This window comes from Bradyrhizobium sp. WYCCWR15520, assembly GCF_056174665.1.
On the sequence record NZ_JBWBWM010000004.1, the window covers coordinates 47882 to 62657 of the forward strand.

Genomic DNA, 14776 nt, shown 5'->3' on the forward strand with positions numbered 1-14776 from the left:
TTATTTTCCGTTTACAAGCGGCGTGAAGCACGCCCTATGCCAGATGACATTCTACCATCCCCGCGGGCGGCCGGACCATGGGCGTTGGTGTCTCATGCCGGCAGCGCTCGACCGCGATTCGGCAGCGCGGGTTGAAGCGGCAGCCCGGCGGAATGTTGGACGGATCGGGCATGGCGTCGCCGAGGCCGATATCCGGCACGCCCTTGCCCGGCTCTGGCGTCAGCACGCTTTCCAGCAGCGCCTGGGTGTAGGGGTGCCGGGGCGTGCGAAACAGCGCGTCGGTTTCGTTGCGCTCGACGAACCGGCCGAGATACATCACAGCGACTTCGCTTGCGACATGCTCGACGACGGCGAGATTGTGGCTGATGAAGAGATAGGTCAGCCCAAGATCGCGGCGCAGGTCGGCTAGGAGATTAAGGATCTGGGCCTGCACCGAGACGTCGAGCGCACTGGTCGGTTCGTCGCAGATCACGATCCGCGGCTCCAGCACCAGCGCCCGGGCAATTGCCGCGCGCTGGCGCTGCCCGCCGGAGAGTTGCGCCGGCATGCGCTCGCCCATCGCAGCCGAGAGGCCGACGCGCTCCAGAATGCCGCCGACGCGGCGCTCGATCTCGCCGCGCGAGAACGTGCCCTGGGCTGCCAGCGGCAGCGCCACGATGTCCTTGATGCGCCGGCGCGGATTGAGAGAAGCGAACGGATCCTGGAACACCGGCTGGATCAGCCGCGCCCGCGCCTTGCGGTCGAGATCGAACAGGCTCCTGCCATCGACCAGCACGGTGCCCGCCGTCGGCTTGAGCAGTCCGAGAATCAGGCGAGCCAGCGTGGATTTGCCGCAGCCGGACTCGCCGACGACGCCGAGCACGCTGCCGGCCGGAACGCTGAACGTGACATTATCGACCGCGATCACGCGCTTTTCCTGCGACATCATGCCGGTGCGCACGCGGAACTCGCACCGTAAATTCTGAACCTCGATCGCGGCGGTCATGCAGGTTGCGGCTCCGCCCAGTCCGGCTCAAGCCGGCAAAGATAATCATGCGCGTCGCCCGCCTGCCGCCGCGGTATCGCGCGCGTGCATGTCTCGTTGGCGTGCGCGCAGCGCGAACGAAACGCGCAACCGGCAAAGCCCGCGCCGATCGCCGGCACCACGCCCGGGATCGAGCCGAGCGGCCGGTCGCGCTGCACCCGGCCCGGCACCGGCACGCAGGACAACAGGCCGCGCGTGTAGGGGTGTTGCGGCGCGCGGAACAATTCCGCGGTTGGCGCGCGCTCGACCACCTCGCCGGCATACATGACAGACACATGATCGGCGACGCGGGCGACGATGCCGAGGTCATGGGTGATCAGCAGGATGGAGAGGCCAAGCTCGCGCTTGAGGCCGGCCAGCAGCCGCAGGATCTGCGCCTGCACGGTGACGTCGAGCGCGGTGGTCGGTTCGTCGGCGATCAATAATTCCGGATCGCACATCAGCGCCATCGCGATCATCACGCGCTGGCGTAGGCCGCCCGAAAGTTGATGCGGAAACTGGCCGAGTCGCATGCCGGGCGCGGTGATGCCGACGCGGGCCATCAGTTCGGCGGCGCGTTCGAGCGCAGCCGCGCGCGAGCCGCCTTTGTGGCGCGTCATCACCTCCGCCATCTGCGAACCGATGGTGAAGGCCGGGTTGAGGCTGGTCATCGGCTCCTGGAAGATCATCGCCATGCGATTGCCGCGAATGCGCGCCATCTCGCGGTCCGACAGCGAGGTGAGATCGGTGCCGGCAAAGCTCATCCTTGTCGCCGAACGTTGGCCGCCGCGGGCCAGAAGACTCATGACCGCGAGCGCACTGACCGACTTGCCGCAGCCGGACTCGCCGACCAGGCAATGGGTCTCGCCCCGCTCGACCCGGAACGAGGCGCCGCGCACCGCGGCGGTGCGGCCGAATGTCACCTCGAGCCCTTCGATTTCCAGAAGCGCGCTCATCGCAACCGCTCCGCGCCGAGCAAATTGCGCAAGCCGTCACCGACCAGATTGATGCCGAGCACCAGAATAAACAGCGCGACGCCAGGAATCATGATCACCCACGGCGAAAAGAACATGTAGTCCTTGCCCTCGGCGATCATCAGTCCCCAGGACGGCAGCGGTGGCGGCACGCCGAGCCCCAGGAACGACAGCGCGGCTTCGAGCAAAATCGCCAGCGCCATCTCCAGCGTAGCCACCACGGCGAGATGGCTCGCGATATTGGGCAGTATCTCCTTGATGAGTATATGCGGCATCGAGGCGCCGGCGCACCAGGCGGCGCTGACATAGTCGTTGTTGCGGACTTGCATGGTGGTGGCGCGCGCGACCACGGCAAAGCGGTCCCATAACAGCAGGCCAAGGGTGGCGACGACGAGCCCGAGGCCCGATCCCATCAGCCCGACCACTGCAAGCGCGACCAGCACGACGGGAATCGACAACCGCGTTGTGATGGCGAACAGCACGAAATCATCGACGCGGCCGCCGAAGAAGCCGCCGAGCACGCCGAGCGTGATGCCGATAAGGCCCGATGTGATGACGGTCATGATGCCGATCAGGAGCGAAATGCGCGCGCCATAGACCAGCCGCGCCAGATAGTCCCGTCCGAGCTGATCGGTGCCGAGCCAGTGGCCTGCCTGGGTGCCCTCCATCCAGAACGGCGGCTTGAGGCGGTTGCCGAGATCCTGGGTGAAAGGATCGGCCGGTACCAACGCATTGCCGAACAGCGCCGCGAACAGGACGACGGCGACAATGGCGATGCCGATCGCAAAGCCCGCGGTGCCGATGCGCGACGCGCCGACACTCGAAGGCTGCGGCGCCTGAATGGCAATCGGTTCGCTCATCCGGTCCTGAGCCTCGGATCAAGCAGCGCATTGAGGATGTCGGCCAGCAGCGTGAGGCCAATATAGAACACGGCCAGCACCAGCACCACCGCCTGCACGACCGGGAAATCATTCTTGGCGATGCTCTCCCAGCCGAGATAGCCGACGCCATGCAGCGCGAACACGGTTTCGATCACGATCGAGCCGCCCAGCATGAAGCCGAGTTGCACGGCGGCAATCGACACCACGGGAATGGCGGCGTTGCGCAACGCGTGCTTGAAGATGATGCGCGCCCGCGACAGGCCTTTCGCACGCGCGGTGCGGATATAGTCCGAGGCCATCGCCTCGATCATGCCGGAGCGCGTCAGCCGCGTCAGCGCCGGGATGGCGGTGAAGGCGAGCACGATGCCCGGCATCACGAAATGCTGCCAGGTACCGGTGCCGGAGATCGGCAGCACACCGAGCTGCAAGCCGAGCACGATCATCAAAATCAGCGCGAGCCAGAAGCTCGGCACCGCCTGCCCGACCATCGTGAACATGGTGACGCTGCGGTCGACCCAGGTGTTTTCGCGCAGCGCCGCCAGAATGCCGAGCGGAATCGAGATGACCAAGGCGAGGCTCAGGCCGACCAGGCCGAGCGTCAGCGTGATCGGCAGGCGCTTCTGGATCAGGTTGGCGACACTGTCCTTGAAGAAATAGCTCTGGCCGAAATCGCCGACCATGGCCCGGCCGACCCAGGCAAAGAACTGGACATAGAGCGGGCGATCGAGGCCATAGGCCTTGCGCACGATCTCGACGTCGGCCTGCGTCGCCGCAGGTCCGGCGATCGAAACCGCAAGGTCGCCCGACAACCGCGTCAGCAGGAACGCAAGCGTCATCACGGTCAATGCGACCAGCACGCCGAGAGCAAGACGCCGGGCAATCAGACGCAACATCCACCAAACTCCAGCGCCGACCGGCGCGCAGGCGCATTCTTAGGTCGACGAAGCAAGCGCAAGTGTCACCAAACTGTCGCCCCATGCAAGAGACGATTGCAATGATTTCCCGCCGCGACGACAGCCTGTTGCGATAGTTGCAATGTGTGTGCCAACGCGCAATGCAATCTCTCGCCCCTCTGATTGAGCAAACTGGGCCATTCCCGGACCAATTCGGCATCAGGATCCGCCGGCTCAAGATGGTCGCAGGCTCGGGCCCTCCCCTGCGTGACTTTTCGAAAGGCCACCGCTCATTTTTCGAGCGATCTGCGCCAAGATGGCTCCGCACGGCCGCTGGGCTGCACGTCAGGGCCCGTCGGCAGCGAACGAGTCCAACTGATGCCTTGCTTGCGGCGCTCGCGATGCTGCTCGGCCGCTTTATGCTGCCGGGCAGGTGCGACCGATCATTTTTGCGGGCTCGCCCAAGGAGAAAAAAGCGCGAGTCATCCGTCTTATTCCGTGACGTCCAAAATATGTCTCAGTCCGCACCGCAGGATTGACGCAATCCCGACCGAGCGTCGCGGCCCGCGCATTTGCAGCCGGTGCTCGCATTGGAGAAATGATGAAGTCCGTTCTGAAATGGGTTATTTGGCTCTACATCGCGGCAGCCTGCGCCTATATTTTCTACGAGTGGTACGCTTACGCCGGGCTCTATCGGCTGGCCGCCGAGTGGCAATTGGAGAACTACGGCTCCTACCAGGTGAGGCTCACCCTGATCGTTCCGCTCCTGGTCCTGCTCAGTCCAGCCGCCGTGCTTGTCAGCGTTTCCGGCATGCAGGATCAACTGCGCACTGCCGGCTCGGGCGCTGGATCATCCGCGATTTTCGCCGTGCTGGGCGTCGTGGCCCTGGCGGTCGCGGCCGGTGCCGGCTGGTACGGTTACGCGAAGTCGATGCAAACGGTCGACGTCGAGAGCCTCGATCTGTCGAAGGGCGACACGCCGCGATCAACACAGGTGACGATCACCGGCATCGCGCGAACCGAATACATCGTCGAGTTCGGGACCAAATCCGGCAGCACGACGACGCTCGACCGCTACATTCCATTGACTCCGCCGACCTGGCGTCCGGGCCAGCCTCTCGTCTATTTCATGAAGACCAACATTACGACCTATATGCCGCCCGGCGGCGGCAGCATGTTGATGCTTTCGCCGAGGACGCCGGCCTTCCAGATGACGACGCAACCGGGCGTTCTGGTGCGTGATGGCCTTCCGGGGGCCGTCAGAGAGCACTACCGCAAGAACAACATCGCGATCGCATCGCCGCCGATCGTGCTCGATCTCAGCCCCGGCGCAGACGCGAAGCCGTTCTTCGTCTCCGCCGGGGTGAGCGGAATTCTCGGCTTCTTCATGCTGGTCGCTGCCGGGGCAGCGACGCTGCGCCAGCGGCGTTATCAAATGTAACGGCCCGGCGCGAACGGCGTCACATCGTACGACGCTGGCACACCGCCGATCATGGCGGCAATGGCGGCGCCGGTCGCGGGGCCGGTCGTGAAGCCGATATGCTGGTTGCCGAAAGCAAGCCACAGCCCGGCGTGTCGCGGCGCGGGGCCGATCACTGGCAGGCTGTCGGGCAGCGTCGGCCGCGAGCCACGCCATGGGTCGCCGACGGCGTCGCCGAATTCGGCCACGCCGCGCGCGAGCGGAACGACCTGATCGAGCTGGGCGAATGAGGACGGCGCGTCGCGGTCGGTCAGTTCGACACCCGAGGTGACGCGGATGCCCTGCTCCATCGGGGTCATGATGAAACCGCCGTCGATGTCGTAGATCGGACGGCGCAACGAACGCGCGGGGTTCGGCTTGAACTCGCGATGATAGCCGCGCTCATAGGCCAGCGGCACGCGATAGCCGAGCGGCCGCAACAGATCCGCCGACCAGGGTCCCAGCGCGACCACCACATGCCGCGCCGAAATCGCGCCACCAGCCAGCGCCACGCGCCAGCGATCGCCGTCCGGTACGATCGTCTTGATCTCCGCCTGCCTGACGTCGCCGCCGGCGCCTTCGAACATCCGCGCATAGGCCTTGACAACCGCGCCCGGCGAATCGACCGAGGCGGTCTCCGTGTGCAGCAAACCAACTTTGTAGACGGGCACGATGTCAGGCTCGAGCGCGGAGATGGCCTGGCGGTCGAGCAACTCGCTGGCGATGCCATAGTCGGCCAGCAGCGCCTGCTCCTGCTTCGCCGACGCGACCGCATCGCTGCGCCACGCGCGGAGCCAGCCGGTCTCGCGAAGGCGATGACCCGCTCCCGCCTTCACGATCCATTCCCGGTGCAGCTTGGCCGATGCACCGATCAATCCATGCAGCGCTGTCGCGCGCGGCTCAAACCGAGAGGCCGCCGAATTCGCCAGAAAGCGCGCAACCCATCCTGCGTTTCGAACCGCCCAGAGCGGATTCCAGCGCAACGCCGCATGGCGGTTGCCCAGATATTTCGGCAGCGACTTCCACAGCGATGGATTGTTGAGCGGCGATACCGAGCCGCTGCTGATGATGCCGGCATTGCCATAGGAGGTTTCGCTGCCCGGCTCGCGCCGGTCAATCAGGACGACCGACATTCCGCGCTGCCGCGCGGCATAGGCTGTTGATACACCGACGATGCCCGCGCCGAGCACCACGACATCCGCATTTTGTTCCGACATCGACTTTCCAGACATAGTTCCGGGAACATTTCACATCATCGCCCGCGCGCCAATGCCCCGCTTCGATGCGAACGCCAATGGCACAGCGCATGGCCGGCCTGTGACGCGCGTGTTCGTAATCCTGCCAGTTCCGCTCCCAACAAATGATCACCAAATGGCCGCATGTGAGTCCGCAACCTTTTCTGACTCTCGGAGCTTTGTGCAGCGCGACGTTCGTCGCATTCCAGCCAACCTTATAGGAGTTTGACTACATGGCTGCACTACTCGGAAACCTGCTTGGTACCGTCGATGGCCTGCTCGGAACCGCCACCGGCGTCCTTGGCAGCGCAAGCGCCAGCGGTAGCGCTTCCGCAAGCGCCGGCGGCACGGCTGACCTCTCGCACACGCTCGATCTCGGCGCCGTCATCGAGACGAACCCGAGCATCGATCTCTCTGCCGGGCTTGACGGTATCGACGCATCGGTTTCCGCACCGACCCTGATCGGTGCCAGCGCCGATGTCGGTCATCTCGATGTCGGCGGTTTGCTCCACGGCCTCGCCTAACTCCGATTGAGTCCAGACATTTGCAAAATCGCGCGGCGTGGGGAGTGCATCCCCACGTCACGTCTTTACGGCCTGCGCCTGCACAGGCCGATCGCAGCATTGTATCAACTCGCTTAAGGTGATCGCCGAATGCCTACGGGCACGCTGACCGCCCTCGACGAATCCATCGCCCCGCGGCGCCGGATCGATGACGTTCGCCAGGCGCTGGTCGCGCTGTGGCCGCACTTCCTCTGGGCCGGGCTGTTCTCCAGCGGCATCAACCTGCTCTATCTGAGTTCGCCGCTCTATTTGATGCAGGTCTATAACCGGGTATTGCTGAACGAGAATGTCTCTACGCTCGTCCTCCTCACGCTGATCCTCGCCATCGCGCTGCTCACCATGGCGGCGCTGGATGCGGTACGCTCCTGGATCCTGATCCGCTGCGGCATCCGCCTCGACATGGAGCTGTCGGCGCGCGTGTTCGAGGCTCTGGTGGTGCGCTCGGCGCAGCGCGGCGCATCGCGCGGCGCGCAGCAATTGCGCAATCTCGATCAGTTCCGGACCTTCGTGACCGGCCCCGGCATCTATTTCGCGTTCGACCTGCCGTGGATCCCGATCTATCTGATGCTGCTGTTCTTCATCCATCCTTTGCTCGGCGTCGTCGCGACCATCGGCGCCATCCTGCTGCTCGGGCTCGCCGGCCTCAACGAAGTCATGACCCGCGAGCCGATGAAGCAGGCGGAGGCCGCCGGCAACCAGTCCTACGTGTTCACCGAAAACATCCTGCGCCATGCCGATGTGATCCGCGCGATGGGCATGCAGCCGGCGGTGGAGCGCAACTGGCAGAGCCAGCGGTCCTCGATGCTGCTGCAGCAGGCGCAGGCCAGCGACAAGAACGCGGTGATGACCTCCTCGATCCGCTTCTTCCGCCTGCTGTTGCAATCGCTGATGCTCGGTACCGGCGCGTGGCTCGCGATCGACCACGCCATCACGCCAGCGACCATCTTCGCCGCCAGCATCGTGATGGGCCGGGCACTGGTCCCGGTGGAGCAGGCGGTCGGCACCTGGAAGCAATTCATCGGCGCGCGCGAGGCCTATGCGGAAGTGCGCGAGCTGCTCGGCGACATCGACCTGACGCCGCCGCACACCATCGTGCCGCGAGCACGGAATACGATCGAGGTGCGCGAATTGCGCTGCCTGCTGCCGGCGCGCAAGGAACCCGTCATCAGGGACCTGACATTCGAGCTTGGCGGCGGCCAGGCGCTCGGCATCGTCGGCCCGAGCGGCTCCGGCAAGAGCACGCTGGCCCGGCTCCTGGTCGGCGCCATTGCGCCGGCCGATGGACGGCTGCGCTTCGGCGGACTCGACTACAGCCATTGGGACCCGCTCGAGTTCGGCCGCCATGTCGGCTATCTGCCGCAGGATGTCGGCCTGTTCGCTGGCACCGTGCGCGAAAACATCGCTCGTTTCGGCAACGCCTCGACGGAAGAGATCATCGACGCCGCCAAGCGCGCCGGCATCCACGAGATGGTGCTCGACCTGCCCAAGCAATACGACACGCGGCTGGGCCCCGGCGGCGTCGGCCTGTCCGGCGGACAGCGCCAGCGCCTGGCGTTGGCGCGGGCGCTGCTCGGCCGGCCGCCGCTGCTCGTGCTCGACGAACCCAACGCCAATCTCGACGCGCCCGGCGAAGAGGCGCTGAAGGTGGCGCTGCTGCAGGCCAAGAGCGAGGGCGCCACCATCATCGTGATCACCCACCGCACCACCATCCTCGACATCGTCGACGTCATGATGGTGCTGCGGGGCGGCATGCTCGATATGCTCGGCCCGCCTGGCGAGGTCTATCACGCCTTGCAGCAGGCCGCCGCGGGGCGCGCGTCATGACCGCGATTGACGGCCTCACCCCGCTGCGCGACCGCGCGCGTTACGCCCGGCCGGCGCGGCCGGCGCTGTTGGGTGCCGGCGTGGTCGCGGCATTCGCGGCCGCGATGACGATGTGGGGAACGCTGGCGCCGATCTCGGGTGCGGCGATCGCCAGCGGCAATCTCCAGGTCGAAGGCCGGCGGCAGAGCGTGCAGCATCCTTATGGCGGCGTCGTGCGCCAGCTTACCGTGCGCGACGGCGCGCGCGTCGAAAAAGGCCAGCTGCTGATCCGGCTCGACGACAGCGATCCGCGCGCCAAGCTCGACGTGCTGATCGCCGACCGCGACGCGGCGCTGGCCACGCGCGCGCGGCTGATGGCCGAACGCGACAAGAGCGACGCACCTGATTTCGACGAAAACTTGCGCGCGCGCAGCGAGCTGTCCGCCGTGCGCCAGGCCATGGCCAACGAGACGGCAATGATGGCGGCGCGCAAGCATCAGTTCGCAGCCGAGACGGCGGTGTTGCGCGGCAAGATCAAGGAGCTGGAGGCGCAGATCACCGGCACGCAGGCGCAGCTTGCCGGTACCGAGAAGCAGCGCGAACTGCTGACGGACGAAATGAACGGCGCGCAGCATCTGTTCGCGCAGGGCTATACGCCGAAGACCCGCATCCTCGCCTTGCAGCGCGAAGACGCCAAACTGCAGGCCGATATCGGCGCGCAGCAGGCCAGCATCGCCGGTATGCAGCAGCAGATCGCGCAGAACGACCTTGAACTTGCCAGGGTGGAGCGCGCGCGCATGAGCGAGATCACCGACCAGTTGCGCGCGGCGGAGAACAAGCTCGCCGAACTGGCACCCAAGATCGACGCCGCCACCGACGTGATGGCCCGAACGCGGATTACCGCGCCTGCGACCGGCTCGGTGGTCGGCCTCGACGTCTTCACCGAGGGCGGCGTGATCCAGCCTGGCGCACGGCTGATGGACATCGTGCCGACCGACAACCCGCTGATCGCGGCGGCCAGGCTGAAGCTCTCGGACATCAACGACGTCGCCGTCGGCCACCGCGCCGAGGTGCAGCTCACCGGCATCAACTATATCGAGCGGCCCCGGCTCTACGGCACCGTGCACACCGTGTCCGCCGACCGCCTGACCGACGACAAGTCCGGACAGGGCTATTACGCCGTCGAGGTCGCGCTCGATCCGAACGACGTCAAGAAATCACGCATCGATCTGCAGGCCGGCATGCCGGCCGAAGTGATCGTGCCGACGCGGCCGCGCACCCTGTTCGAATATCTGCTCGGACCGCTGCGCGACGAAATCACCCGCGCGTTCCGCGAGCGCTGAGGAGGAGTGGCCATGGCCGAATCCGAGAAGAACGCGCGCCGCTCCGACGAGGCCGAGCGCAGCCGTCATATCTCGGCAACCGAATCGGTTGCGTTCGCCACCATGCTGCTCGGCCTGCTCAACGACGCCGACACCGTGCTGCACCGCCTGGAGCACGAGGGGGCGCGCGCGGCACAGCCGGCCGCTGCGCCGGCGCATCCAGCAGAGATTATCCCGGCGTCGCTGGCGCCGACCGATCCCGACCCGCATCACGACGACCAGCATGCCGGCGCGATTGAAACTCCGACCGCCGACCTCTCGCTTGCGATCCATACCGATGCCACGGCAACGGCTCTGCCGCAGGACGCAAACGCGACGCCCGCCGCCGCGTCATCAGGCGAAGTGCTTGTCACGGACGCCTTTGCATCGCCCGCGTCACCGAGCTTCAGCGCATCGCCGGATCACGCGCCAGCGGCGGGCGCGGGTAGCGCATCCGGCGCCGGCATCGCGTCACCTTCGTTCGATCTTGGCGCAACTGTTCACAATCTTGCAGACACCGTCACCGGCATCGTCGATACGGCGCTTGCAACGGTGTCGAGCACCATCGCGGGCCTGGGCACCACCGTCGGGCAACTGACGACGGGCCTGACAGGCACCGTGAACCATCTTCTCGACGGCCTGACCGGCACGGTTACCGGCTTGATCCACGACGCGCCCGCCAGCGGCCTGCTCGAGCCGCTGGCGACAAACCTTTCCGGCCTGACGTCCAGCGCCACGGATTTTTCCGACACCGCGCAGCACGACATTCCGATGCTCGACACCGCAGGCGCGATACCGACCTCATTCCTGCACCCGATCCCGCTGCAACTTGGCTTTCTCGGCCAGCCGACGATGGACGGCCATGAGCCGCATGACGGCGCATTCTCGGCGCTGGGGGTCCATCATTTCTGAGGAAGCCGCCCCTCAGACCGCGGTTTCGATCAGGCCGACCCTCATGTCCTTGGCGAGATAGACGCAGGCGCCGTCTGCAAACACACTGCCGTTCGCGATTCCAACAGCGAGCTTGCCGCGCCTCACGTGGCGCATGTGAACCTCGTATCGCACGCGCTTGACGTCCGGTTTTATGTCTCCCCGGAATTTCACCTCGCCGACGCCGACGGCGCGGCCCCTGCCCGGCGAGCCCGACCAGCCAAGCCAATAGCCGATGATCTGCCACATCGCATCCAGTCCGAGACATCCCGGCATCACGGGGTCGCCGCGAAAGTGACAATCGAAGAACCAGAGTTTCGGCGCGATATCCAGTTCAGCGATGACATGGCCCTTGCCGAACTCGCCGCCGGCCAGGCTGATCTCCGTGATGCGGTCGATCATCAGCATCGGGGGCGCCGGCAACTGGGCATTGCCCGGACCAAAATAGCCGCCTTCGCTCGATCGTAGCAGTTCTGCCCTGGTGTAGGACGATTGCGGCGTGTGAAAATCGCGCGGATCGGGCAAAGGCAATATTCCTCGGGTGTCGGCGGGCTGAACGTCAGGCGATTTTACCGCGAGACGGGTTCTCCGTGGAACTACCAACGCCAGCGAGCATGAGGCTCTATGGGCTGTTGTCCTACGCGGTCGGCAGTTGGATCGCCGTGGGGTTGGCGTGGCTCTGGTCGATGCACAGCGAAATGCGACGGGACGTTTTCCTATTTCGTAGGTTGACCTGGCCGGCCCTCACAGCGAGCATCGCGGGCTTCATGGTCTCGTCATGTTCGGCGTTCCCATCGTGACACATTGGCTAACTCACGTAACTGGTGGCCACAGTCAGCAAGTTCGCATCGATCTCAATGATGCGCATTCAGTCGCGATAGTCATTTTTCTGTTCGTGGTTACAACGCCGGTGAGCGAGGAAATTCTCTATCGCGGGTTATTGGTGGCTTGGCTTCGTCGGCATGGCTGGAAGGACTTCACCATTTGCTATTGGGCAGCCTGATTTGCGCCGCCAATCTTATTATCCACTCGGCTTCATCTGGGGCGCAGCGATGGTCCTGTTGGGCGTTGTATTGTTCGCGCTACGCCTCCGGTACGAGTCCCTCTCTCCTACTTGGCTGGCTCATACTCTTTTCAATGCGCAACTTGCCTGTCTTATCCCTTGATCGCTTGGCTCGCACTAGCCTTCTAAAACTGCGACATTAAAGCCGTGTTAACTTTTCGAAAGTGAGCAATATTGACCAGCGGCGGGATCGCGACGGGGCCCATGCTGGTCGCATCACCGCCCCCTCGGTATCTACCGGTGACTGAGAGTTCTGTAGCGCTCTCGCCCTAGCCAAGGCGAAGCATCATGATCATCGTGCGACCACTTTGCCCCGCGTGCCAAACAAGAACCATGTTGGCGCGGATTACCCCCGGCCCCTTGGGCTTCGACATCCGGACGTTCGAATGCCCTGCGTGCGATCACGTCCATCAGACCGTGGTCGAACTAATCGATCCGATGAAGTCCCCCCGAACGAACGCATGGCTTCGCGGACAACTGCAAGCGCCAACGTAAAGGCCGCCGTATTGCCCCGGATAGACAGGTATCTTGCATTAGTTCAAAAATCCTACTTTCCTTCCTAGAGCGCATATTTGCGATCGCCCGGCACAATCGCCGGGCTTTCGCATCAGAGAGGGCCGCCAAATTGAGGCTTAAGGGCTCTGTTCTACGTCCCTAACGGGACCGGCGATCAAACGATAGGTGGGCACCCATGTCGTGTTCCAGCTTTCCATGGTCACGCTGCACACGGAGCATTCAAAGCTGCTAATCTGCCGGCCGGGGGCCATAGACTCGGTGCGGCTGTAAACCGCTCCACACTGACAGGATCGATGATGTGATTCTGACATGCCATATTATGCGCCACTAATCCAAAACAGGCCACTCACGTTTTATCGCGTCGGTTGGCTGCGTGCCGCTCTTGGCACTTTTCGGACCTAGCTCGATGTCCGAGTAGAGTCCGCAATGCGCAGCAATACGGATGCTCACGGCCTATTCATCGAGATCCACAAGGTACACAACGTTAGTGTCACTTGATGGCTCGGTCGATTGCGTTGCTTGCCGATAAAGAGCTGCTTCTTCCGCGGTGGCCAACCTGACCTTCATCGTGGCGCTGGCATCGCACAACGGTGTGCCATGAGACGTGATTGTACTCAACGTTGTGCGCAACTGACCGTATTCGCAAAGACGTTCCGCGTCCTTGTGCCTCTTAGCCTGCAACGCAAGCGTTGGCCTGTCGTTGATCTCAATCGTGAATATCGAGAAGGAGAAGCGGTGGTCCATTTGATCTCCGCCTTCCATTTTTGGACCTCCAGGTCAATCCGTCAGCAGATCATAGTCCCGGCGTAAAACAGTTTGGACGTGAACCGCCGCGCGCGCGGCGGTATTGGCATCTGCCGCGCCCGCTCGAAGCACACAGAGCGACCAGTTATTTTCAGCGTGCTTTGCAACACGATTGATTGCTACTTCCCGGACGTCGTGACAACCGGGCTGATTCCTTACTTCTAACAACGCTCGACGCTGTAATTCCGGCATTGAAACGCGGATCTTTGGCATGGGGTTGGCTCGGCTGGTTGGGGCCGCTCGGCCTCTACCTAACAGAACAAGAGCAATTCGGGTTCCACTTGCGAGAGGCGCGGCCTTTCAATCTTGACCCCAAAAGCCGAAAGCGCACCCGGACCCAGGAGACAATTCGCAACCCATTTTTCAAGGTGTCAATTGCCGAACGGGCTTGCAATTCATGGATCTGGCATGGGCTCTCATCAGTTATCCGCAACCGAATGCTTCTTCGGCCGCTTCGATCTCACATGCCATTTATGTAGGCGCGAGATTGTGGGGCTCCCCGGCTCATCCTGCTGCGAAAAGCCCCCATCCTGCGGCACTTTTACTTCGAACGTCGGCGGGCCTGAATGGTAAGATAGGCGTCCCACCGCCGGGACGAAGCGCGACATGCCAAACAAAGCCAACCAAGCAATATTTGATCCCAAGGAGTTTCTCGCCCAAGTGGGCGAAGGGAAGACCATCCTTGAATTTCGCAAGGATGAGATTGTGTTCGCGCAAGGCGACGTGGCGAGCGCGGTCTTCTATATTCAAAAAGGCCAGGTCAAGGTGGTTGTCATATCCGAGCAAGGTAAGGAAGCTGTGGTCGGCATTTTGGGGCCCGGCCAGTTCTTTGGCGAAGGCTGCATGAACGGCCATTCGCTGCGTATCGCGACGGCGACAGCGATGGAGGAGTGCCTGGTCACCGCGATAACGAAGACGGCCATGCTCCAGGCGCTTCACGATCAGCCGAAATTTTCCGAGCTATTCATGGCCTATCTGCTGACCCGCAACAGCCGGATTGAAGAGGATCTGATCGACCAGCTCTTCAACTCCAGTGAAAAGCGGTTGGCGCGCCTGCTGCTCCTGCTGGCGAATTTCGGCAAGGAGGGCAGCCCTCAACCGATCACTCCAAATATCAGTCAGGAAACATTGGCCGAAATGATTGGGACGACGCGGTCCCGCGTCAGCTTCTTCATGAACAGATTCCGCAAGCTTGGCTTCATTAGTTACAACGGAAAAATCGAGGTCAACAGCTCATTGCTGACTGCGGTCTTGTACGACAAGCCCGAGATCAAGCACGAGCCGTAATGAG

At 63.6% G+C, this 14776-nt stretch carries 15 protein-coding genes; 7 read left to right on the forward strand and 8 right to left on the reverse strand.

Going from position 1 to position 14776, the window contains the following annotated elements; genetic code table 11:
• Positions 1 to 34: 34 nt before the first annotated feature.
• Genes AC0QUY_RS05480 through AC0QUY_RS05495 form a run of 4 tightly spaced genes read right to left on the reverse strand, consistent with a single transcriptional unit; the run spans position 35 to position 3751 of the window.
• Positions 35 to 985 carry an ABC transporter ATP-binding protein gene (locus AC0QUY_RS05480; protein ID WP_475386078.1) on the reverse strand — a complete coding sequence of 317 codons (951 nt, stop codon included), beginning with the start codon at positions 983 to 985 and terminating at the stop codon, positions 35 to 37.
• Positions 982 to 1959 (reverse strand): ABC transporter ATP-binding protein, encoded by a 978-nt coding sequence (locus AC0QUY_RS05485; RefSeq protein ID WP_475386079.1) that lies wholly within the window; start codon positions 1957 to 1959, stop codon positions 982 to 984. The genes AC0QUY_RS05480 and AC0QUY_RS05485 overlap by 4 nt, the downstream gene beginning before the upstream one ends.
• A complete protein-coding gene (locus tag AC0QUY_RS05490) occupies positions 1956 to 2837 on the reverse strand; it encodes an ABC transporter permease (RefSeq protein WP_161851563.1) in 882 nt (293 codons plus the stop codon). The genes AC0QUY_RS05485 and AC0QUY_RS05490 overlap by 4 nt, the downstream gene beginning before the upstream one ends.
• A complete protein-coding gene (locus AC0QUY_RS05495; RefSeq protein ID WP_161851562.1) occupies positions 2834 to 3751 on the reverse strand; it encodes an ABC transporter permease in 918 nt (305 codons plus the stop codon). Before AC0QUY_RS05495 ends, AC0QUY_RS05490 begins: the two co-directional genes overlap by 4 nt.
• A 601-nt stretch (positions 3752 to 4352) precedes the next feature.
• On the opposite strand from AC0QUY_RS05495, the gene AC0QUY_RS05500 reads away from it, so the two are divergent.
• A complete protein-coding gene (locus AC0QUY_RS05500) occupies positions 4353 to 5192 on the forward strand; it encodes a hypothetical protein (protein WP_475386080.1) in 840 nt (279 codons plus the stop codon).
• Here the strand turns inward: AC0QUY_RS05500 and AC0QUY_RS05505 are convergent.
• Complete coding sequence (locus tag AC0QUY_RS05505; protein WP_475386081.1) at positions 5183 to 6442, reverse strand: NAD(P)/FAD-dependent oxidoreductase; 1260 nt, start codon at positions 6440 to 6442, stop codon at positions 5183 to 5185. The genes AC0QUY_RS05500 and AC0QUY_RS05505 overlap by 10 nt on opposite strands.
• 236 nt (positions 6443 to 6678) lie before the next feature.
• Between AC0QUY_RS05505 and AC0QUY_RS05510 the strand changes: the two genes are divergently transcribed.
• From AC0QUY_RS05510 to AC0QUY_RS05525, 4 genes are all read left to right on the forward strand, one after another.
• Complete coding sequence (locus AC0QUY_RS05510; RefSeq protein ID WP_161851559.1) at positions 6679 to 6969, forward strand: hypothetical protein; 291 nt, start codon at positions 6679 to 6681, stop codon at positions 6967 to 6969.
• A 129-nt stretch (positions 6970 to 7098) separates the two neighbouring features.
• Positions 7099 to 8832, forward strand: coding sequence for a type I secretion system permease/ATPase (locus AC0QUY_RS05515; RefSeq protein WP_475386082.1), 1734 nt, complete (start codon positions 7099 to 7101; stop codon positions 8830 to 8832).
• Entirely contained in the window at positions 8829 to 10154 is a 1326-nt protein-coding gene (locus AC0QUY_RS05520) for an HlyD family type I secretion periplasmic adaptor subunit (RefSeq protein ID WP_475386083.1), read from the forward strand. The genes AC0QUY_RS05515 and AC0QUY_RS05520 overlap by 4 nt, the downstream gene beginning before the upstream one ends.
• A gap of 12 nt (positions 10155 to 10166) precedes the next feature.
• Positions 10167 to 11084, forward strand: coding sequence for a hypothetical protein (locus AC0QUY_RS05525; RefSeq protein ID WP_161851556.1), 918 nt, complete (start codon positions 10167 to 10169; stop codon positions 11082 to 11084).
• 12 nt (positions 11085 to 11096) lie between these two features.
• Here the strand turns inward: AC0QUY_RS05525 and fabA are convergent, their stop codons facing one another.
• On the reverse strand, positions 11097 to 11627 hold the full coding sequence (gene fabA, locus AC0QUY_RS05530; protein WP_161851555.1) for a bifunctional 3-hydroxydecanoyl-ACP dehydratase/trans-2-decenoyl-ACP isomerase: 531 nt from the start codon (positions 11625 to 11627) through the stop codon (positions 11097 to 11099).
• A gap of 253 nt (positions 11628 to 11880) precedes the next feature.
• On the opposite strand from fabA, the gene AC0QUY_RS05535 reads away from it, so the two are divergent.
• Complete coding sequence (locus tag AC0QUY_RS05535; protein ID WP_161851554.1) at positions 11881 to 12105, forward strand: CPBP family intramembrane glutamic endopeptidase; 225 nt, start codon at positions 11881 to 11883, stop codon at positions 12103 to 12105.
• A gap of 1029 nt (positions 12106 to 13134) precedes the next feature.
• Here AC0QUY_RS05535 and AC0QUY_RS05540 read toward each other — a convergent pair.
• Both AC0QUY_RS05540 and AC0QUY_RS05545 read right to left on the reverse strand, forming a co-directional pair.
• The gene (locus tag AC0QUY_RS05540; protein ID WP_161851553.1) at positions 13135 to 13443 is read right to left on the reverse strand and encodes a hypothetical protein; all 309 of its coding nucleotides are present in this window, start codon (positions 13441 to 13443) and stop codon (positions 13135 to 13137) included.
• A 15-nt stretch (positions 13444 to 13458) separates the two neighbouring features.
• Entirely contained in the window at positions 13459 to 13698 is a 240-nt protein-coding gene (locus tag AC0QUY_RS05545) for a hypothetical protein (protein ID WP_161851552.1), read from the reverse strand.
• Positions 13699 to 14091: 393 nt separating this feature from the next.
• On the opposite strand from AC0QUY_RS05545, the gene AC0QUY_RS05550 reads away from it, so the two are divergent.
• Positions 14092 to 14772: a Crp/Fnr family transcriptional regulator gene (locus tag AC0QUY_RS05550; RefSeq protein WP_161851551.1), complete on the forward strand. Its 681-nt coding sequence runs from the start codon at positions 14092 to 14094 to the stop codon at positions 14770 to 14772.
• The last annotated feature ends 4 nt before the right edge of the window (positions 14773 to 14776 follow it).